The sequence below is a fragment of the Burkholderia sp. FL-7-2-10-S1-D7 genome, assembly GCF_001524185.1.
In the GTDB taxonomy this organism is placed as follows: domain Bacteria; phylum Pseudomonadota; class Gammaproteobacteria; order Burkholderiales; family Burkholderiaceae; genus Burkholderia; species Burkholderia diffusa.
Map to the genome: position 1 here is coordinate 61,360 of NZ_LOWY01000083.1, position 20,104 is coordinate 81,463.

The window sequence follows — 20,104 nt, forward strand, 5'->3', positions numbered from 1 at the left end:
GTGATGCGCCGCGTTCGACGCGGCGCGCAATCTTGCTAGTTCGGCAGCACGGCACCCGTCGCCTGCCAGCGCGCGACGTAGCCGGGCAGCTCGTGCATGTCGTCGAATACGTGACGCGCGCCGATCCCGCGCAGCGCGTCGATCTGCGCGGCCGACGCATGCCCGCCGCCGATGAAGCCGAGCACGGTCATGCCGGCCGCGGCGGCCGCGGTGATGCCGGTCACGCTGTCCTCGACGACGAGGCATTGCGCGGGCATCGCGCCGAGCGCGTGTGCGGCCGCGAGATACACGTCGGGCGCGGGCTTCGGCCTGGCGACGGCGTCCGCGCAGAACAGCCGGTCGCCGAAGAAGCGCGCGAGGCCGGTGCGGGTGAGCGCCGCCTCGACGTAGGCGCGGTAGCTGTTGCTCGCGCATGCCGTCGTCAGATCGATCGCGGCGAGGGCCGCATCGATGCCGTCGACCATCGGCGCATTGACCGCCGCCGCCTCGACCGCGCGGCGGATCGCGTCGACGTCGCCCGCCGTCAGCGTGCGGCCGACCGCCTCGCTCGCGCCGGCCAGCACGCGCTCGATGCGCAGCCCGAGCAGCGGCATCACCGCCGGCCGCGCATCGACGCCCGGCCAGCGCGCGTCCAGCTCGCGCACGATCACGTCGGCGGCGACAGCCTCGCTGTCGATCAGCACGCCGTCGCAATCGCAGATCAGCACGTTCATCCCGTGGCCGACCGCGCCTTTTCCGCCCATGCCCTCGCCGGCCGCGCTCATTTGACCGCCCCGAACGTGAGCCCGCGCACGAGCTGCTTCTGCGACAGCCAGCCGACGATCAGGATCGGCGCGACCGCCAGCAACGAAGCGGCGGACAGCTTCGCCCAGAACAGCCCCTCCGGACTCGAATACGATGCGATGAACACGGTCAGCGGCGCGGCGTTCGAGCTCGACAGGTTGATGCTCCAGAACGCCTCGTTCCACGACAGGATCACGAGCAGGAGCGCGGTGGACGCGAGACCCGGCAGCGCCATCGGCATCAGCAGGTAGACGATCTCCTGCCACGTCGACGCACCGTCGATGCGGCCCGCTTCGAGGATGTCCTTCGGGATTTCGTTGAAGTACGTGAAGGTCATCCACACCGCGATCGGCAGGTTGATCAGCGTATAGACGATCACCAGGCCCGACACAGTATCGAGCAGCCCCGCGTTCTTCCACAGCAGGTAGATCGGCACGAGCACGCCGACCGACGGCATCATCTTCGTCGACAGCATCCACAGCAGCACCTTCTGCGTGCGGTGGTTCGGGAAGAACGCCATCGCGTACGCGGCCGGCACCGCGAACAGCAGCGAGATCACCGTGACACCGGCCGAAATCAGCACCGAATTCCACGCGAACGCGAAATAGTTGCTGCGCGCGAACACCTCGCGGAAGCTGTCGAGCGTCGGCACGAAGAACAGCGTCGATGCATACGCCTGCTGCTCGGTCTTGAATGCGGTGATCGCCATCCAGAAGATCGGGAAGAACAGCAGCAGCGCGAGCAGCCACGCGAGCGTGCCGGGCAGCGCGCGCCGTACGCGCTCGAACGGGGCCGGCGCGCGCCGGCCTTCGAAGGTCAGGTCGCTCATTTCTCGTACTCTCCCTTCAGGTTGCGCGCGAGCATCCGCACCAGGAAGAACGACACGACGTTCGCAACCACGACGGCGATGATCCCGCCCGCGGATGCGAGGCCGACGTCGAACTGCTGCAGGCCAAGCGCATAGATCAGGTACGACAGGTTGGTCGTCGCATTGCCGGGGCCGCCGCCCGTCGTCGTGTAGATCTCCGCGAAGATCGACAGCAGGAAGATCGTCTCCATCATCACGACCACGGCGATCGCGCGCTTCAGGTGCGGCAGCGTGATGTAGAAGAACATCGCGATCGGGCCCGCGCCGTCGATGCGCGCGGCTTCCTTCTGCTCCTGGTCGAGCGACTGGATCGCGGTGAACAGGATCAGGAACGCGAACGGCAGCCACTGCCACGCGACGATGATGATCACGGCGGTGAGCGGGTAATCGGCGAACCAGTCGATCGGCGTCATCCCGAACGCACGCATCGCGTTCGCGACGAGCCCGTACACCGGATGAAGGATCATGTTCTTCCAGATCAGCGCGGCGACCGTTGGCATCACGAAGAACGGCGCGATCACGAGCAGGCGCGCCACGCCCTGCCCATAGAACTTGCGGTCGAACAGCACGGCCATCAGCACGCCGCCGACCACGGTGATCGCGAGCACCGCGCCGATCAGCACGAGCGTGTGCCAGATCGCGGGCAGGAACGACGGATCGGTCGCGAGGAAGCGGTAGTTGTCGAGCCCGGCAAAGCCCTTCACATCCGGATTCAGCAGGTTGTAGCGCGAGAACGAATACCAGATCGTCATCGCGAGCGGGATCGACATCCACAGCAGCAGCACCGCGACGGACGGCGACACCAGCCAGCTGGCGCCGCCGCGCGCGCGGCGCGGCGCGCCCGGCGGCGACGACGCATCGCCGACCGACGGCGCGTGGCTCAAGGGAAGACGCAAATGACGCATGATCGGAGTCCCTCCGGTTGAGGCGCGGGCGCGAATGGTCGCCCGCCCTGTCTGCTTCGGCGACGCGCACCGTGCGCGGCGGCACGCACGGCCCGGGCCGCGTTACTTCTTGTAGCCGGCCTGGCGCACTGCGCGATCGGCGGCGGCCTGCCCGGCGGCGAGCGCCTGGTCGACCGTCATCTGGCCGGCCACCGCACCCGCGATCGCCTGCCCGACCACCGTGCCGAACGACTGGAATTCAGGAATCCCGACGTACTGCACGCCCGTGTACGGCACCTTCTTCAGCGACGGATCGTTCGGATCGGCCGTCTCGATCGCCTTCAGCACGAAGTCCGAGAACGGCGCGGCGGCCTTGTACTCGGGGCGCTGGTAGGTCGACGCGCGCGTACCCGGCGGCACCGACGCCCAGCCTTCGTCCTTGCCGACCATCTCGATGTACTGCTTCGACGTCGCCCACGCAATGAACTTGCGCGCGGCGTCCTGCTGCTTCGACGTCTTCGGCACGGCCAGCGCCCACGCCCACAGCCAGTGCGAGCCCTTCGGCGTGGCGGCGACCGGCGCGGCCGCGAAGCCGATCTTGTCGGCGACCTGCGACTGCTGCTTGTTGTAGAGCATCCCGGCCGCGACCGTCGCGTCGATCCACATCGCGCACTTGCCGGACGCGGTCAGCGTCAGGTTCTCGTTGAAGCCGTTCGAGCTCGCTCCCGGCGGGCCGTCCTTCTTCAGCAGGTTCACGTAGAAATTGATCGCCTTCTTCCATTCCGGCGACGTCAGCTGCGCATTCCAGTTCTCGTCGAACCAGCGCCCGCCGAACGTGTTCACGACCGTCGACACGTACGCCATGTTCTCGCCCCACCCAGCCTTGCCGCGCAGGCAGATGCCGTAGGTGCCCTTCGACTTGTCGGTGAGCTTGTCCGCGAATTCGGCGATCTGGTCGTAGGTCGGCTGGTCGGGCATCTTCAGCCCCTTCGCCGCGAACAGGTCCTTGCGGTAGAACGTCATCGAGCTTTCGACGTAGAACGGCAGCGCATACAGCTGGCCGTTGTACGACAGGCTGTCGCGCGCGGTCTTCACGATGTCGTTCAGGTCGTAGTCGGCGGGCAGCCCGGTCATCGGCGCGAGCCAGCCGCGCTTGCCCCACTGCGGCGTTTCGTACGTGCCGATCGCCATCACGTCGAACTGGCCGCTGCCGGTCGTGATGTCGGTGGTCGCACGCTGGCGCAGCACGTTTTCCTCGAGGATCACCCAGTTCAGCTTGATGTCCGGATTCGCCTTCTCGAACGCCGGCGACAGCTTCTTCAACTCGATCATGTCCGGGTTGTTCAGCGTCGCGATCGTCAGCGTGCCGGCCGACGCCGCGCACGCGGCCGTCGCGAGCGCGGCTCCGGCGAAGCAGCGTGCGGCGGCATCGAGCATCTTTCGTTGCATGGCATGTCTCCTGTGATTGTTCGTCGGTGTTGCGTATTGCTTGTTTCGTGTTGCCGTGTTTCCTTCGCGGCCCGTCACGCCGGCCGCTGCATCCCGCACGCGCGCGCATAGTGCGCGATCACGTCGCGTATCCGGTGGCGCACCCATGCGCGAGGCTCTCTCGCGAGGCCGCCCGCGCGGCAAGCCGCGTACACGTCCGGCAGCCACTGCGCAACGAGCGTCTCGGGCACGGGCTGCCGTGCAAGGTTGTCGAACAACTGCTCGACCGCTGCGGCGACGGCCGGCTGCAGCCAGTAGTAGCGGATCCGGTCGCTGTAGCTGAACTGGCGCGCAAGCCGCTGCTCGGTTTCGTCGCCGCGGTAATACGGCGCCCAGTGCTCGGGTTGCGCGCGCATCGCGGCGTCGACCACGTCGCGCAACCGCGAGCGCTGCGCGACGTCGACGATCAGCGCGTCCTCGATGAAGGTGAGCGCGAACAGCGCCTCGCGCAACGCGAAGGTCAGCGCGGGCCCGACCTTCAGCACCGCGAAGTGGTCGCGCACGAGCGCGGCGAGTGCGCCTTCGGTCTGGTAGTCGGTCGAATGCGCTTCGAACACGAGGCGCGGCGTGCGCAGGATGCTCGCGCCAAGCGACGCGGCCTTCGCGCTGTCGTAGTCGAGCACGTGGCGGTCGTCGAAATCGACGCCCGGCTGCGCGACAATCGCGACCACGCGCGTCCATGCGTCGTCGAGCCCGGCCGCCGCGAATGCGCCGCGATGCGCGTCCAGCGTCGCGGCGATGCTGTCGCTGCGCGTGACCGCGATCCGCGCGATCCCATGGCTGCCCGTGTCGCCGGCCACTTCGCCGCCCGGCGTCGGCACCTCGGTGCCGATCACGTAGACGGGCGCAACGCCGGCGCGCGCCGCCGCGTCTTCCGCCGCGCGGCACAGCTCGGCCGCGCGCGCGGCAATCGTCCGGTCGTCGAGCCGCTCCGGATCGTCCGCGCACGCCATGCTCGCGTCCAGGTGGATCTTCTCGAACCCGGCTTCGACATACGCGGCGACCATCGCGGCCGCTTCGCGCATCGCATCGGCCGCGCGACGGTGCCGCCACGGGTTCGGGCCCAGATGGTCGCCGCCGAGCACGAGCGCCGACGGCGCGAGCCCGCAGCGCTGCGCGATCGCATCGACGTCGCGCCGGAAATCGGCGGGCGTCATGCCCGTGTAGCCGCCGAGATGGTTCACCTGGTTGCAGGTCGCCTCGATCAGGAGCGGCGAGCCGTCCGCGCGCGCGGCCTCGCACGCGGCCTCCAGCACGAGCCGGTGCGCGCTGCAGATCGAATAGATGCCGCGCTGCGCATCCGCGCGGTTCGCATCGAAGATCATCCGCAGCACGGCGTCGGCGTGCGCGGTGCGCGATCGTTCGGCGACGGGGGTCAGGCCGGACATGCGATACCTCGTTCGGTCAGGAAGCGGTCAATTTCGGTCGCGCTGCTGTTGCCCTCCATCGGGCCGCGCCGCGTGACCGCGATCGCGCCGGCCGCGTTCGCGCGGCGCAGCGCGACGTCGATCGGCAGGCCGGCGACGAGGCTCGCGACCAACGTGCCGCCGAAGCAGTCGCCGGCACCGGTCGGATCGAGTTCGTCGACCGGCCAGGCCGGCACGTCCACACGGCTCGCACGGTCGAACGCGGCGCTGCCGGCCGCGCCGCGCTTGAGCACGACGCGCTCGAGCAGCGGATGCGTCGCGAGCAGCCCGGCGATCGCGCGCTCGGCCGGCTGCGGCCCGCAGAAAAACGGCAGGTCGGCCTCGCTCGGCAGAAACAGATGGCAGGCGGCGAGCATCGTGTCGAGCGCCGCGCGCATCGGACGGAAGCTCAGCATCTCGGGCCGCACGTTCGGGTCGAACGACACCTTCGCGCCGACGCGCGCCGCTTCGATCACGCCGCGCTGGACCGCCGCGATCGCCGATTCGCTCGTCAGCGACGAGCCCATCACATGGAAGTAGCGGCAACCGTCGAACATCGCGGTGTCGACGTCGGATGCGTCGACGCACGCGGCCGCGCTGGTCGACAGGCTGAACACGAAACTGCGCGAGCCGTCGTCGCGATACGCGACGAACGCGGTGCCGGTCGGACGCGCGACACGACGGATGCGCGCGACGTCGACGCCGTCGCGCTCGAGCCGCGCGACGATCGCGTCGCCGAACGCATCGCGGCCGACACAGCCCGCATACGCGACGCGCGCGCCGAGCCGCGCGGCCTGGTCGGCGAAGATCGCCGGCGCACCGCTCGGAAACGGGCCCGCGAACAGGCCCGGCGTTTCGAAACCCTGGCCACGCTCGGCGGCGACGAATTCGGCCAGCAGTTCGCCGGCCACGACGATCTCGGCCATCATGCGTGCCCTCGTGCGGCGGCGGCCGCGCGCGGCGCGGACGCCCGGGTTGCGCGTGCGAACGGCGCCATGTCAGCTCATCCAGTTGCCGCCGTCGACGTTCAGCGTCTGGGCGGTGATGTAGTCGGCGTCGGCCGACGCGAGGAACAGCGCGGCGCCCGTCAGGTCGCCCGGCACGCCCATCCGGCCGAGCGGCACGGCTTCGCCAACGAGCCGCTTCTTCTCGCCGAGCGGCCGGTTCTCGTAGCGCGCGAACAGCGCGTCGACCTGCTCCCACATCGGCGTGTCGACTACGCCCGGCGCGATGCCGTTCACGTTGATCCGGTGCGGTGCGAGCGCAAGCGCGGCCGACTGCGTGTAGCTGATCACCGCGGCCTTGGTCGCGCAGTAGTGCGAAACGAGTGCCTCGCCGCGACGCCCGGCCTGCGACGACATATTGACGATCTTGCCGCCGCGACCCTGCTCGACCATCCGCTGCGCGACCGCCTGCATCAGGAAGAACAGCCCTTTCACGTTGACCGCGAACAGCCGGTCGAACACGTCCCAGGATTCGTCGAGGATCGGGCGCATGTCGAACAGCGCCGCGTTGTTGAACAGGATGTCGACGCCGCCGAAGCGCTCGACGGCGGTGGCGACGATCCGCGCGATGTCGTCGCGTCGCGTGACGTCCGCGGTGACGGCCACCGCGCGGCCGGGGTTCGCCTCGATCAGCCGGGCGAGCGAACCGCCCGCGGGCTTCACGTCGACCAGCACGCAGCGCGCGCCCTCGTCCAGATAGCGTTGCGCGACCGCTTCGCCGATGCCGCTGGCCGCGCCCGTCAGGATCGCGACCTTGTCTTCCAGTCTCACTGGTTGTCTCCGGTTCGTTCTGCTGTACGAAGGCCGCGAGGTGAGCGAACGCTCGTCGACCGATCAATTGCTCTGTTTGTGATCGAATGATCGGATACGCGATTCACGCTGTCAAGGCGACACGGCGGCTTTCGATGATGCGCTGCGGCACGACCGCGCCGAGCGGCGCGCGGAGAATCGCGCCCGGCAAGGCGCGGCGCGCCGGGTGCAGCGCGGCTGAAACGGCGATGAAGGGGACGGAGCCGGTGCGCGGGGCGGAATTCGGGCTGCACGACGAGAAGATACGTTATATCATCGCGATACTTCGTTTCATTGCCTGCTTCACGCCATGGCCACCTCATCGCACATCGACGCCCGGCTGTCCCGGGCCGACGCATTCGCCGCCGAGCACGGGCTCGCGTGGACGCCGCTGCGCCGCCAGGTCTACGAACGCGTGCTGGCCGCGCACCGCCCGATCGGCGCGTACGACCTGCTCGCCGAGCTCGAGCCGCAGCGCGGCCGCGTGCCGCCGACGACCGTCTATCGCGCGCTGGATTTCCTCGTCGAGCACGGCTTCATCCACCGAATCGAATCGAAGAACGCGTTCTTCGCGTGCTGCGAGATCGGCGTGCCGCACGAAGGCCAGTTCCTGATCTGCGACTCGTGCGGCGAGACCGTCGAGATTCCGGGCAGCGACCTCGCGAAACAGCTGTCCGCGAGCGCGCCCGCGCACGGGTTCGAAGTCCACCACCAGGTCGTCGAGCTGAACGGCCTGTGCGGGCACTGCAAGGGCAAGCCCGCGCAACGCTGACACCGCACACGCGCGGCGCACGCGCCGCCCCTTCCAACGAGGAGTTTCATGTCCATTGCTCTGAAGCGCGCGCCGCGGCGCGCCCTGCCGTTTGCTCGTCTGTTCGCCACCGCGGCCGCCGCGCTGTCGATCGCCTCACCCACCCTCGCGCAGGCCGCGACCGTCAATGTGGTCGCCGCCGAGAATTTCTATGGCGACGTCGCATCGCAGATCGGCGGCCGCCATGTCGCGGTGACCAGCATCCTCAGCAATCCCGACCAGGATCCGCACCTGTTCGAAGCGAGCCCGAAGACCGCGCGCGCGCTGCAGCACGCGCAGGTCGTGATCTACAACGGCGCGAACTACGATCCGTGGATGAGCAAACTGCTCGGCGCATCGAAGCAGGCGAAGCGCGCGACGATCGTCGTGGCGGATCTCGTCGGCAAGAAGGCAGGCGACAACCCGCACCTGTGGTACGACCCGGCCACCATGCCGGCCGCCGCGCGCGCGATCGCGGCCGAGCTCGGCCGTGCCGATCCGGCGAACAAGGCCGACTACGATGCGAACCTGCAGAAGTTCGTCGCGTCGCTGAAGCCCGTCGACGACAAGGTCGCCGCGCTGCGCGCGCAATACAAGGGCGTGCCGGTAACGGCCACCGAGCCGGTGTTCGGCTACATGTCCGACGCGATCGGCCTCGGCATGCGCAACGAGCGCTTCCAGCTTGCGACGATGAACGATACCGAAGCCAGCGCGCAGGACGTCGCCGCGTTCGAGAACGACCTGCGCAAGAAGCAGGTGCGCGTGCTCATCTACAACAGCCAGGCCGAAGAACCGATGACCAAGCGCATGCTGAAGATCGCGCACGACAGCGGTGTGCCGAGCGTGAGCGTCACCGAGACGCAGCCGGCCGGCAAGACCTTCCAGCAATGGATGGCCGGCCAGCTCGACGCGCTCGCGGCCGCGCTTTCCGCCAGCAAGAAATGACGCAGTCAACGCCATGACGGACACTCCCCACCCACTCGCACTCGATCGCGTCACGCTCGAACTGGGCGGACGCACGATCCTTCGCGACGTGAGTTTCTCGATCGAACCCGGCGAATTCGTCGGCGTGCTCGGGCCGAACGGCGCGGGCAAGACGACGCTGATGCGCGCTGTGCTCGGTCTCGTGCCCGTCACGCGCGGCACGCTGTCGGTCGGCGGCGTGCCGGTCGCGCGCGGCAACGCGTCGATCGGCTACATGCCGCAGATCAGGAGCGGCCTCGCGAATCGCCGGATGCGCGGCTACGACTTCGTCGCGATGGCCGCCGACGGCCACCGCTGGGGGCTGCCGCACACGAACGCCGCGACGCGGCGCGACGTCGACCGCGTGCTCGACCTCGTCGGCGGCCAGACGCTCGCGCGCCGGCCGCTGTCGGAGCTGTCGGGCGGCGAGCGGCAGCGCCTGCTGCTCGCGCAATGCCTGCTCGGCAATCCGCAGCTGCTGCTGCTCGACGAGCCACTGATCAGCCTCGACCCGAACCACCAGCGCGGCGTCGTCGAACTCGTGCGCAACGTGCAGCGCGAGCTCGGCATCACCGTGCTGTTCTCGGCGCACGAACTGAATCCGCTGCTGAACGCGCTCGATCGCGTGCTGTATCTCGGCAACGGCGTCGCGGCGCTCGGCACCGTCGACGAGGTCATCACCCGGCCGGTGCTGTCGCGGCTCTACGGCTCGCCGATCGACGTGATGCGCGTGAACGGCAGGATCTTCGTGATGTCGGGCGACGTCGAAATCGAGAAGCACGACCACGAACACGAGGACGACGACGGCCACTCGCACGGCGGTGGCGGCGGACACAGCCATCACCACCACGGACACGCTCATCCCGGGCATTCGCACGATGTTTGAATACGACTTCATGATCAACGCGTTCGCCGCGTCGGGAATCGTCGCGGTGCTCGCGGGCATCGTCGGCTACTTCCTGGTGCTGCGCGGACAGACCTTCGCCGGCCATGCGCTGTCGCACGTCGGCTTTACCGGCGCGACGGGCGCGGTGCTGCTCGGCATCTCGCCGATCTGGGGGATGGTCGGCTTCACGCTCGCGGCCGGGATCGGCATGGGCGCGCTCGGCGAACGGCTCGCGGGCCGCGACGTGGCGATCGGCGTGATCCTGTCGGGCGCGCTCGGCTTCGGCCTGCTGTTCCTGCACTTCTATACGTCGTTCGCGACGCAGGTCACCGCATTGCTGTTCGGCAACGTGCTCGCGGTCAGCCACGACACGCTCGCGGTGCTGGCCGGCATCGGCGCGGTGAGCCTCGTCGCGCTCGCGCTGATCGCGCGACCGCTGCTGTTCGCGTCGCTGCAGCCTGAGCTGGCCGAAGCCAAGGGCGTGTCGCTGCGCACGGTGTCGGTGCTGTTCCTCGCGGTGTGCGCGCTCGCGGTGGCGGCGGCAACGCAGATCGTCGGCGTGCTGCTCGTGTTCACGCTGCTGGTCGGGCCGGCCGCGGCCGCGCAAAACGTGTCGACGCGGCTGTCGACCGGCGTGCTGCTCGCCGCGCTGTTCGCGCTGTTCGAAGCGTGGGCCGGGATCACGCTCGCGTATCACACCGACTGGCCGACGAGCTTCTGGATCACCGCGCTGTCCGCGCTCGTGTATGGCGCGAGCCTGTTGCGGCGCCACTGATCGTCGAGCGGCGAAAACCAAAACGCCGGCGTAGCCGAAAGGCCGCCGGCGTTTTTGCATGCGCGCGCGACGTGCGGCGCGCGCCGCGAGTCACGCGTGCCGCACCGCACTCACGATGCGAGCACGCGTGCGTGATGCGCGATGTGATCGGCGATGAACGTCGAGATGAAGTAATAACCGTGGTCGTAGCCCGCATGGCGGCGCAGCGTCAGCGGCTGGCCGGCCTTCGCGCACGCGGCTTCGAATACGTCCGGGTTCAGCTGGTTCGCGAGGAACTGGTCGGCGAGGCCCTGGTCGACGAGGATGCCGTCGGCGAACTTCGGCGCATCCGCGCGCGTGACGAGTTCGCTCGCGTCGTGCTGCTTCCACGCGTCGCGATCGTCGCCGAGGTAGCCCGAGAACGCCTTCTCGCCCCACGGGCAACGCGTCGGCGCGGCAATCGGCGCGAACGCCGACACCGATCGGTACAGGTCGGGGTGACGCAGCGCGAGCGTCAGCGCGCCGTGCCCGCCCATCGAGTGGCCGAAGATCCCGAGCCGCGCGCCGTCGATCGGCAACTCGGCCGCGACGAGCTCGCGCAGTTCGCCCGTCACGTACGACTCCATCCGGTAATGCGTCGACCACGGAGCTTGCGTCGCGTCGACGTAGAAACCCGCGCCGACGCCGAAATCCCACGCATCGGTCTCGCCCGGCACGCCCGCGCCGCGCGGGCTCGTATCGGGCATCACGAGCGCGAGGCCGTACTGCGCCGCGTACTGCTGCGCGCCGCCCTTGATCGCGAACGTCTCCTCGGTGCACGTGAGCCCCGCGAGATAGAACAGCGCCGGCACGCGACCGTGCGCGGCCTGCGGCGGCAGGTACACCGAGAACTTCATCGGCAGGCCGATCGCCTTCGAATCGTGGCGATAGAAGCGTTGCTCGCCACCGTGGCAAGCATGCGAAGTAACAAGTTCGAGCATGGGGTTCCCTTCCGTTCAATACAGCACGATCGGGCGAATCGATTCGCCCGTCTTCATCGGGTCGGCGCCGCCGTGGAGCGTCTCGAGCGGCAGCGCGTGCGTAATCAGGTCGAGCTGTGCCGCGCGACACGGCGATACCGGAGCGTGCCCGTCATGATCCCCGATCCCGCCGCCCGTCGCGTGCGGGAAACAGCCGCCGGCTTGCCGCGACGCGTCACCGCTGTCGCGACAGGACACGTGCCCGAGTTTAAACGCCGGTCGTGAACCACGCATCCGTTCGCGCATACAGATCGACGAAACGCGCATGGCGTGCGGCCAGCGCGCGATCGTCGTGCGGTGCGGCGACCGGCGACGCGGTCGGCGCCAGCGTGCGCAGCGCGTCTTCGCGCCAGTGTCCGATCGCGACGCCCGCGAGCAGCGCGGCGCCGCGCGTCGCGGCGTTCGGGCAATCGACCGCGTCGAGCGACGCGCCGAGCGCATCCGCGAGCAACTGGCGCCAGCGCGGATCGACCGAGCCGCCACCGGCGAGGCGCAGCGTCGTCACCGGATCGTCCCGGTTCGCATCGCGGATCGCATCGAGCCCCGCGCGCAACGCGAACGCGACGCCCTCGAACGCGGCGCGCATCATCGCGCCGCGCGTGTCGCCGAGCCCGAGACCGAGCCAGCCGCCGCGCGCGTCGGGATTCATCCACGGCGAACGCTCGCCCGTCAGGTACGGCAGGAAGCAGAGCCGCTCCGACGCCGGCCGCGCGAACGCGTCGTCGTACGCATCCGGCCAGCCCGGATAGCCGAGCCAGCCGCGCACGGCTTCGAGCGCGAGCCCGACGTTCTGCATCGCGGCCATCGTGTAATAGCCGCCGCCCGCCGCCGTGCGATAACGATGCAGGCCGCGCCGTGCGGGCGGCAACCGATCCGCGAGCACGACGATCTGGCCACCGCTGCCGGTGGTCAGCAGCGCGTCGCCGGCCGCGACGAGCCCGCTGCCGAGCGCCGCGCACGCGGTATCGGCCGCCCCCGTCGCGAGCGGCACGCCGGCCGGCAGCCCGAGTGCCGCCGCCGCCCTCGCATCGAGCACGCCGCAGCGCGCACTCGACGCCCGCTCTGGTGCGAACCGGTCGACGGGCAAGCCCAGCGCGCCGATCAGTGCCGTATCCCACGCGCCGTCCGGCGTCGCGAGCGCCGTCGCGCATGCATCGCTCGGATCGGCCGCGATCTCCCCGCCCAGCGCGACGCGCAGCCAGTCCTTCGGCTGCACGGCCCAGCGTGCGTCCCGCAACGCGTGCGGTTCGTGTGCGGCCAGCCAGCGCAACAGGGGGCCCGCCATGCCGGGCGCGACGGGATTCGGCGCGCCAGGCCAGTCGGCCGCATCCGCTTCGCGCACCGCGCGCGTATCGGGCCACAACAGTGCGGGCCGCACTGGCTGCCCGGCCGCGTCGATCAGCACGACGCCATGCATCTGGCCGGAGAAGCCGATTGCCGCGACCTGCGCGCGCTCATCGGCCGGCAGCCGCGCAGCGGCGCGCACGAGCGCCTGCCACCACACGTCGGGGGCAATTTCGGCCCAGCCTGGCTGCGGCGACGACAACGCATAGGGTTGGCTCGCAACCGCGCGCTCGCCGCCATCGGCATCGAGCGTGACGAGTTTGACGGAGCCGGTACCGAGGTCGATTCCGAGCAGGCGCATGACGGGTTGGCGTATTCGAGTGAACGGATCTCGATGATAGCGGGATCGCGACATGCGGCCCGGCTGGCTCGGCGCTTTTGACACCCTGGCGACGCGAAAACGCAGCCGCGCCTGACCGGTTTCACCCGGCTGCACGTTGCGTGCGAGAACGGCTGCCAGCGGGTTAACCCGGCGCGATTTTCCACCGGTCGTTTTTTCCACTATGCCACGGTCGCGATACACACCATAAAGCCACCGATATTTGACATGGCGGCCTGCACTATTTTGAAGGGCTATAAATCTGGGGAACCTCACTCCAGCGGCAGTTTCCCGATGATCGACACCCTGTTTCATGCCGAAATGGCATATCGAACCAGCAAAGAACGGAATAGAACCCAGTGCTCTTGTTGCGATGTTCCATTCCGCATAACTTCGTATCACCCCGAAAACAAGATCATGGAGTGAGACAGATGCAATCGAACACGGTCCATCCGTGCGATGAGGTGCTGCCGACCGGCAAGCTTGTAACGCTTGGTCTGCAGCACGTCCTCGTCATGTACGCCGGCGCCGTAGCCGTGCCGCTTATCGTCGGCGGCGCGCTGAAGCTGCCGAAAGACCAGATCGCGTTCCTGATCAGCGCCGATCTGTTTTCGTGCGGTATCGCCACGCTGATCCAGACGCTCGGCCTGTGGATCTTCGGGATCCGCCTGCCCGTCATCATGGGCTGCACGTTCGCGGCCGTCGGCCCGATGATCGCGATCGGCACCAACCCCGGCCTCGGCATTCTCGACATCTTCGGCTCGACCATTGCCGCCGGCATCATCGGCATCGTGCTCGCACCGATGATCGGCAAGCTGTTGCGGTTCTTTCCGCCGGTCGTCGTCGGCACCGTGATCGCGGTGATCGGGCTGTCGCTGATGGAAGTCGGGATCAACTGGGCAGCGGGCGGCGTCGGCAACCCCGAATACGGCAGCCCCGTCTACCTCGGCCTGTCGCTGCTCGTGCTCACGCTGATCCTGCTGATCAACAAGTTCGGCCGCGGCTTCATCGCGAACATCTCGGTGCTGCTCGGCATCGTCGCCGGCTTCGTGATCGCGTTCACGATCGGCCGCGTGAATACCGACGGCGTCGCGCACGCACCGTGGGTCGGTTTCGTGATGCCATTCCACTTCGGCCTGCCGCATTTCGACCCGCTGTCGATCGCGACGATGGTCACGGTGATGTTCGTCACGTTCATCGAATCGACCGGCATGTTCCTCGCGGTCGGCGACATGGTCGATCGCCCGGTCAACCAGGAGCGCCTCGTGCGCGGCCTGCGCGTCGACGGCCTCGGCACGCTGATCGGCGGCATCTTCAACTCGTTTCCGCATACGTCGTTCTCGCAGAACGTCGGCCTGATCGGCGTGACAGGCGTGAAGAGCCGGTTCGTCTGCGCGACGGGCGGCGTGATCCTGGTGCTGCTCGGCCTGTTCCCGAAGATGGCGCAGGTCGTCGCATCGGTGCCGCCATTCGTGCTCGGCGGCGCGGGCATCGTGATGTTCGGGATGGTGGCCGCGAACGGCATCAAGGTGCTGTCGAAGGTCGACTTCGTCAACAACTCGCACAACCTGTTCATCGTCGCCGTCAGCGTCGGGATGGGCCTCGTGCCGGTCGTGTCACCGCACTTCTTCTCGAAGCTGCCGCCCGCGCTCGCACCGATCCTGCACAGCGGCATCCTGCTCGCGTCCGCCACCGCCGTGATCCTGAACATCGTGTTCAACGGCGTGAAGGCCGAGAAGGACGCACGTTGCGAGATCCGCCGCGCAGGGCACGACTTCGACGGACGCCCGGCCGACGTGCATCACTGATCGATCCGCCCCGGATGCGCCGGAGCATGGCGCGATACGGTAGAGGAAAAACGCCACGGCTTGCCGTGGCGTTTTGCTTTGTGGCGAGTGGTTGGGCGGCGATAGCGGTGGTGCCGGTGGTGCCGGTGATGACGATCCGCGGTCGCTGCAAACAAAACTGGCCGCAAAAAAAACGCCACGGACTTTCGTCCGTGGCGTTGTCGCATTCCGGGAACCGCGACCTCGGCGAACCGGAGCGGTTGCCCGCCCGTGCCCGCCTTCGTGCTTACCCGTTCGTCGCCGCTGCCGACGCAGGCGCCGGTGCGGCCGCCTTGTCGTAGTCGACCGTTTCGTCCGGTGCGCGCGGCGTCTCGCCGGCGCGCTGGATCCAGCCGCCGCCCAATGCGCGGTAAAGCGTGACCAGGTTCGTCCAGCGTGCCAGACGCGCGCTGATCAGCGACTGCTGCGCCGAGTACAGATCCGTCTGCGCAGTCAGCACCGACAGGTAGCTGTCGACACCATTCTTGTAACGCAGGTCCGACAGATCGAAGCGACGTTGCTGCGCGTGCTCGTTGCGCTCGAGCGCGGCGATCTGCTGGTCGTACGTGCCGCGTGCCGCCAGCCCGTCCGACACTTCGCGGAACGCCGACTGGATCGCCTTCTCGTAGTTGGCGATCTCGATACGCTTCTGCACGTTCGCGAGGTTCAGGTTCGCGATGTTCTGCCCGCCTTCGAAGATCGGCATCGTGATCTGCGGCGCGAACGACCACGCCGCCGTGCCAGCCTTGAACAGGCCGCCGAGCGTCGGGCTGCCGGTGCCGAACGCGCCCGTCAGCGAGATACGCGGGAAGAACGCCGCGCGTGCCGCGCCGATGTTCGCGTTCGCGGCCAGGAGCGTCTGCTCGGCCTGCATCACGTCAGGACGACGCGTCAGCAGGTCGGACGGCAGACCGGCCGGCACGTCCGTCAGCAGGTTCTGCGCATCGAGTGGCATGCCCGCCGGCAGATCGTCCGGCAGCGGCTCGCCGATCAGCAGCACCAGCGCGTTCAGCGCCTGCGCACGCGCACGCGCCTGCGCCTGCTGGTTCGCGAGCGCCGTCTCGACGACCGTCTGCGCCTGACGCAGCTCGAGCTCGGAGCCCGTGCCGTTGTCGAACTGCAGCTTCGTCAGGTCGTACGACGCCTGTGCCGTCTTCAGCGTGTTCTCCGTGACCTGCAGCAGGTCATCGGTCGACAGCAGCGTCAGGTACTGGTCCGCGACCTGCGACACGAGCGAGATTTCGGCAGCCTGCCGCGCATACGACGTCGACAGGTACTGCGCGAGCGCCTGGTCCTTCAGGCTCTGCACGCGGCCGAACAGGTCGAGTTCCCACGACGCCGAAGCGCCGACGTTGTAGGCGCGCGAGATATACGGCGCACCCGTCTGCGACAGGCCCTGCGGCACGCGCTGGATGCTGCCCGTGCCCGTGCCGTCGAGCGTCGGGAACAGGCCCGCGCGCGTGATCTGGTACTGCGCGCGCGCTGCCTCGATGTTCAGCACCGACACGCGCAGGTCGCGGTTGTTCTTCAGCGCGATCTCGATCAGCCGCTGCAGGCGCGGGTCGACGAAGAATTCGCGCCAGCCGATGGCGGTCGCCGCCTGGCCGTTCGCGCTGCGCGCGCCGGCCGCACCCGGCTGCGTCGCATAGACGCCGCCGGCCGGGTACGCCTGCGCGACGGGTGCATCGGGGCGCTTGTAATGCGGCGCCATCGTGCAGCCCGTGGCAAAGAGCGCGACCGCGATTGCAGTCAAAGCGTGTTTTTGCATCATCACTGTCCCTTGTTGCCTTCGTCGCCGTTGCCCGGCGTCTCTTCGTGCTTCGCATGCTCCTGAGCCAGACGCAATGCCTCGTCGGCATCTTCCCGCTCGCCGCTGAAAATCGCGCGGATCTTCACGAAGAACATCGGGATCAGGAAGATCGCGAGGAACGTCGCCGTGAGCATCCCGCCGATCACGCCCGTGCCGATCGCGTGCTGGCTCGCCGAGCCCGCGCCGTTGCTGATCGCGAGCGGCATCACGCCGAGAATGAACGCGAGCGACGTCATCAGGATCGGGCGCAGCCGCTGGCGTGCCGCTTCCAGCGCGGCTTCGACCGGCCCCATCTTCTCGGTCACCTGCAACTCGCGCGCGAATTCCACGATCAGGATCGCGTTCTTCGCCGACAAGCCCACCGTGGTCAACAGGCCGACCTGGAAGTACACGTCGTTTTCGAGGCCGCGCATCGTCGCCGCGAGCAGTGCGCCGATCACGCCGAGCGGCACCACCATGATCACCGAGAACGGGATCGACCAGCTTTCATACAGCGCCGCGAGACACAGGAACACGACGAGGATCGAGATCGCGTACAGGATCGGCGCCTGCGAACCGGACTGGATTTCCTGGAACGACAGGCCCGTCCACGAATAGCCGATACCGACCGGCAGCTTCTTCGCGAGTCCTTCCATCGCGGTCATCGCCTGACCGGTCGACTTGCCCGGTGCAGCCTGACCCTGGATTTCCATCGCCGACACGCCGTTGTAACGCTCGAGCTTCGGCGAACCGTACGTCCAGTGACCGGTCGAGAACGCGCTGAACGGCACCATCCCGCCCGACCCGTTACGCACGTACCAGATGTTCATGTCCTCCGGTGTCATCCGGAACGGTGCGTCCGACTGCACGTAGACCTTCTTGATCCGGCCGTCGGTGTCGAGGAAGTTGTTCACGTACTTCGACGCCCACGCGATCGAGAACGTCTGGTCGATCGCATCCGCCGTCACGCCCAGCGCATTCGCCTTCTCGCGGTCGATGTCGACCTTGTACTGCGGCGTATCGTTCAGGCCGTTCGGGCGCACGCCCTGCAGCGTCGGATCCTTCGAGGCCATCCCGAGTAGCTGGTTACGCGCGGCCATCAGCGCATCGTGGCCGAGACCGGCGTTGTCCGTCAGCTCGAAGTCGAAACCCGCAGCCGTGCCGAGTTCGGGAATCGACGGCGGGTTGAACGGGATCACGATCGCGTCCTTGTAGCCCGCGTAACGCCCGAACATCCGGCCGATCAGCGCCTGCACCTTCTGGTTCGCATGCTGACGCTGCGAGTAGTCCTTCAGGCGCACGAACACGAGACCGGAGTTCTGGCCGCGGCCCGCGAAACTGAAGCCGTTGACCGTGAACGCCGATTCGACGATTTCCTTCTCGTCCTTCAGCAGGTAGTCGGATATGTTCGCGAGCGTCTTCGCGGTCGTTTCCTGCGTCGAACCCGACGGCGTCTGCACGATCACGAACATCAGGCCCTGGTCTTCATCGGGCAGGAACGACTTCGGCAGGCGCACGAACAGCAGCCCGACCGCGACGATCACGACCAGATAGATGATGAGCCAGCGGCCCGAGCGCTTGATCACGTGGTGCACGCCGACGTGGTACTTGTCGCGGCTGTTGTTGAACGTGCGGTTGAACCAGCCGAAGAAGCCCTTCTTCTCTTCGTGATGCCCTTGCGGGATCGGCTTGAGGATCGTCGCGCACAAGGCCGGCGTCAGAATCAACGCGACCAGCACCGACAAGATCATCGCCGTCACGATCGTCAGCGAGAACTGCCGATAGATCGCACCGACCGAGCCGCCGGAGAACGCGACCGGCACGAACACGGCCGACAGCACGAGCGCGATACCGACCAGTGCGCCGGTGATCTGGCCCATCGCCTTGCGGGTCGCCTCCTTCGGTGACAGGCCCTCTTCCGCCATCACGCGCTCGACGTTCTCCACCACCACGATCGCATCGTCCACCAGCAGGCCGATCGCGAGCACGAGGCCGAACATCGACAGCGTGTTGATCGAGAAGCCCACCATCGACATGACCGCGAACGTACCGAGCAGCACGACCGGCACCGCGATCGTCGGGATGATCGTCGCCCGCAGGTTCTGCAGGAACAGATACATCACGAGGAACACGAGCACGATACCTTCGAGCAGCGTCTTGACCACTTCCTCGATCGACAGCTTCACGAACGGCGTCGTGTCGTACGGGTACTTCACGACGAGACCGTGCGGGAAGAACGGTGCGAGCTCGTCGATCTTCGCGCGCACGGCCTTCGCAGTGGCGAGCGCGTTCGCGTTGGTCGCGAGCTGGATACCGAGTGCCGCGGTCGGCTGACCGTTGTACTTCGTGTCGAAGTTGTAGTTTTCGCCGCCGAGCTCGATCTTCGAGACGTCCTTCAGGCGAACCTGCGAGCCGTCCTGGTTGACCTTCAGCAGGATGTTGCCGAACTGCTCGGGCGTCTGCAGCAGCGTCGATTCGGTGATCGTCGCCTGCAGCACGGTGCCCGGCGTGGACGGCGTGCCGCCGATCTGGCCGCCCGCGATCTGTACGTTCTGCGCGGCAATCGCGGTCGACACGTCGACCGGCGTGAGGCCGTAGTTCGTCAGGCGCGTCGGGTCGAGCCAGATCCGCATCGCGTACTGCGAGCCGAACAGCGTAACGGTGCCGACGCCGTTCAGCCGGCTGATCGGATCCTTCACGTGCGACGCCACGAAGTTCGCGAGGTCGTACTTGTTCATGCTGCCGTCTTCGGAGTTGAAGGCGAGCACCAGCAGGAAGCTGCTGCTCGACTTCGTCACCGACAGGCCGAGCTGCTGCACGACCTGGGGCAGAACCGGCGTCGCGAGCGACAGCTTGTTCTGCACCTGGACCTGCGCGATGTCGGCGTTGGTGCCCGGCGCGAACGTCAGCGTGATCGTCGCGTTGCCCGAGTCGTCACTGGTCGACGACATGTACAGGAAGTTGTCGAGACCGCTCATCTGCTGCTCGATCACCTGCGTCACCGTGTCTTCCACCGTCTTCGCGGAAGCGCCCGGGTAGTTCGCAGTGATCTGGATCGATGGCGGCGCGATCGTCGGATACTGCGAGATCGGCAGCGTGAAGATCGCCGCGACCCCGGCCAGCATCAGGATGATGGCGATCACCCACGCGAAGATCGGGCGATCGATAAAAAACTTTGCCATGAAACAGGCT

Annotated in this window: 16 protein-coding genes and 1 pseudogene; 5 read left to right on the forward strand and 12 right to left on the reverse strand. The window is 67.8% G+C overall.

Annotated elements, in window-relative coordinates; genetic code table 11:
* Positions 1–35: 35 nt before the first annotated feature.
* From WS75_RS24595 to WS75_RS24625, 7 genes are all read right to left on the reverse strand, one after another.
* Complete coding sequence (locus WS75_RS24595; protein WP_059684147.1) at positions 36–764, reverse strand: HAD family hydrolase; 729 nt, start codon at positions 762–764, stop codon at positions 36–38.
* Positions 761–1,612: a carbohydrate ABC transporter permease gene (locus WS75_RS24600; RefSeq protein WP_059684150.1), complete on the reverse strand. Its 852-nt coding sequence runs from the start codon at positions 1,610–1,612 to the stop codon at positions 761–763. The genes WS75_RS24595 and WS75_RS24600 overlap by 4 nt, the downstream gene beginning before the upstream one ends.
* Positions 1,609–2,556: a carbohydrate ABC transporter permease gene (locus WS75_RS24605; protein WP_059684153.1), complete on the reverse strand. Its 948-nt coding sequence runs from the start codon at positions 2,554–2,556 to the stop codon at positions 1,609–1,611. The genes WS75_RS24600 and WS75_RS24605 overlap by 4 nt, the downstream gene beginning before the upstream one ends.
* A gap of 102 nt (positions 2,557–2,658) precedes the next feature.
* A complete protein-coding gene (locus tag WS75_RS24610) occupies positions 2,659–3,984 on the reverse strand; it encodes an ABC transporter substrate-binding protein (protein ID WP_059684155.1) in 1,326 nt (441 codons plus the stop codon).
* Positions 3,985–4,058: 74 nt separating this feature from the next.
* Positions 4,059–5,411 (reverse strand): D-tagatose-bisphosphate aldolase, class II, non-catalytic subunit, encoded by a 1,353-nt coding sequence (locus tag WS75_RS24615; RefSeq protein WP_059684158.1) that lies wholly within the window; start codon positions 5,409–5,411, stop codon positions 4,059–4,061.
* A complete protein-coding gene (locus WS75_RS24620) occupies positions 5,399–6,355 on the reverse strand; it encodes a sugar kinase (RefSeq protein ID WP_059684372.1) in 957 nt (318 codons plus the stop codon). Before WS75_RS24620 ends, WS75_RS24615 begins: the two co-directional genes overlap by 13 nt.
* A 72-nt stretch (positions 6,356–6,427) precedes the next feature.
* The gene (locus WS75_RS24625) at positions 6,428–7,204 is read right to left on the reverse strand and encodes an L-iditol 2-dehydrogenase (protein WP_059607957.1); all 777 of its coding nucleotides are present in this window, start codon (positions 7,202–7,204) and stop codon (positions 6,428–6,430) included.
* Positions 7,205–7,532: 328 nt separating this feature from the next.
* On the opposite strand from WS75_RS24625, the gene WS75_RS24630 reads away from it, so the two are divergent.
* The 4 genes and pseudogenes from WS75_RS24630 to WS75_RS24645 all read left to right on the forward strand — a co-directional run bounded on the left by WS75_RS24630 (position 7,533) and on the right by WS75_RS24645 (position 10,636).
* On the forward strand, positions 7,533–7,994 hold the full coding sequence (locus WS75_RS24630; RefSeq protein WP_059684160.1) for a Fur family transcriptional regulator: 462 nt from the start codon (positions 7,533–7,535) through the stop codon (positions 7,992–7,994).
* Positions 7,995–8,042: 48 nt separating this feature from the next.
* Complete coding sequence (locus tag WS75_RS24635; RefSeq protein ID WP_059684163.1) at positions 8,043–8,957, forward strand: metal ABC transporter solute-binding protein, Zn/Mn family; 915 nt, start codon at positions 8,043–8,045, stop codon at positions 8,955–8,957.
* Positions 8,958–8,970: 13 nt separating this feature from the next.
* Positions 8,971–9,486 (forward strand): annotated as a pseudogene (locus tag WS75_RS35220) (ATP-binding cassette domain-containing protein); the annotation flags it as partial.
* A 367-nt stretch (positions 9,487–9,853) separates the two neighbouring features.
* Positions 9,854–10,636, forward strand: coding sequence for a metal ABC transporter permease (locus WS75_RS24645; protein ID WP_059684169.1), 783 nt, complete (start codon positions 9,854–9,856; stop codon positions 10,634–10,636).
* Between the two features lie 110 nt (positions 10,637–10,746).
* On the opposite strand, the gene fghA is transcribed toward WS75_RS24645, so the two are convergent.
* The 3 genes from fghA to WS75_RS24660 are packed head-to-tail and all read right to left on the reverse strand — an operon-like array spanning position 10,747 to position 13,279.
* Complete coding sequence (fghA, locus tag WS75_RS24650) at positions 10,747–11,595, reverse strand: S-formylglutathione hydrolase (protein ID WP_059684173.1); 849 nt, start codon at positions 11,593–11,595, stop codon at positions 10,747–10,749.
* A gap of 15 nt (positions 11,596–11,610) precedes the next feature.
* Complete coding sequence (locus tag WS75_RS24655) at positions 11,611–11,832, reverse strand: hypothetical protein (protein ID WP_059684175.1); 222 nt, start codon at positions 11,830–11,832, stop codon at positions 11,611–11,613.
* Between the two features lie 10 nt (positions 11,833–11,842).
* Complete coding sequence (locus WS75_RS24660; RefSeq protein WP_059684178.1) at positions 11,843–13,279, reverse strand: xylulokinase; 1,437 nt, start codon at positions 13,277–13,279, stop codon at positions 11,843–11,845.
* Positions 13,280–13,728: 449 nt separating this feature from the next.
* Between WS75_RS24660 and WS75_RS24665 the strand changes: the two genes are divergently transcribed.
* Positions 13,729–15,105 carry a nucleobase:cation symporter-2 family protein gene (locus WS75_RS24665; RefSeq protein WP_059684180.1) on the forward strand — a complete coding sequence of 459 codons (1,377 nt, stop codon included), beginning with the start codon at positions 13,729–13,731 and terminating at the stop codon, positions 15,103–15,105.
* Between the two features lie 265 nt (positions 15,106–15,370).
* Here the strand turns inward: WS75_RS24665 and WS75_RS24670 are convergent, their stop codons facing one another.
* Entirely contained in the window at positions 15,371–16,894 is a 1,524-nt protein-coding gene (locus WS75_RS24670; RefSeq protein ID WP_059684183.1) for an efflux transporter outer membrane subunit, read from the reverse strand.
* Positions 16,894–20,094, reverse strand: a complete 3,201-nt coding sequence (locus WS75_RS24675; RefSeq protein WP_059684185.1) for an efflux RND transporter permease subunit — start codon at positions 20,092–20,094, stop codon at positions 16,894–16,896. Before WS75_RS24675 ends, WS75_RS24670 begins: the two co-directional genes overlap by 1 nt.
* Positions 20,095–20,104 lie beyond the last annotated feature (10 nt).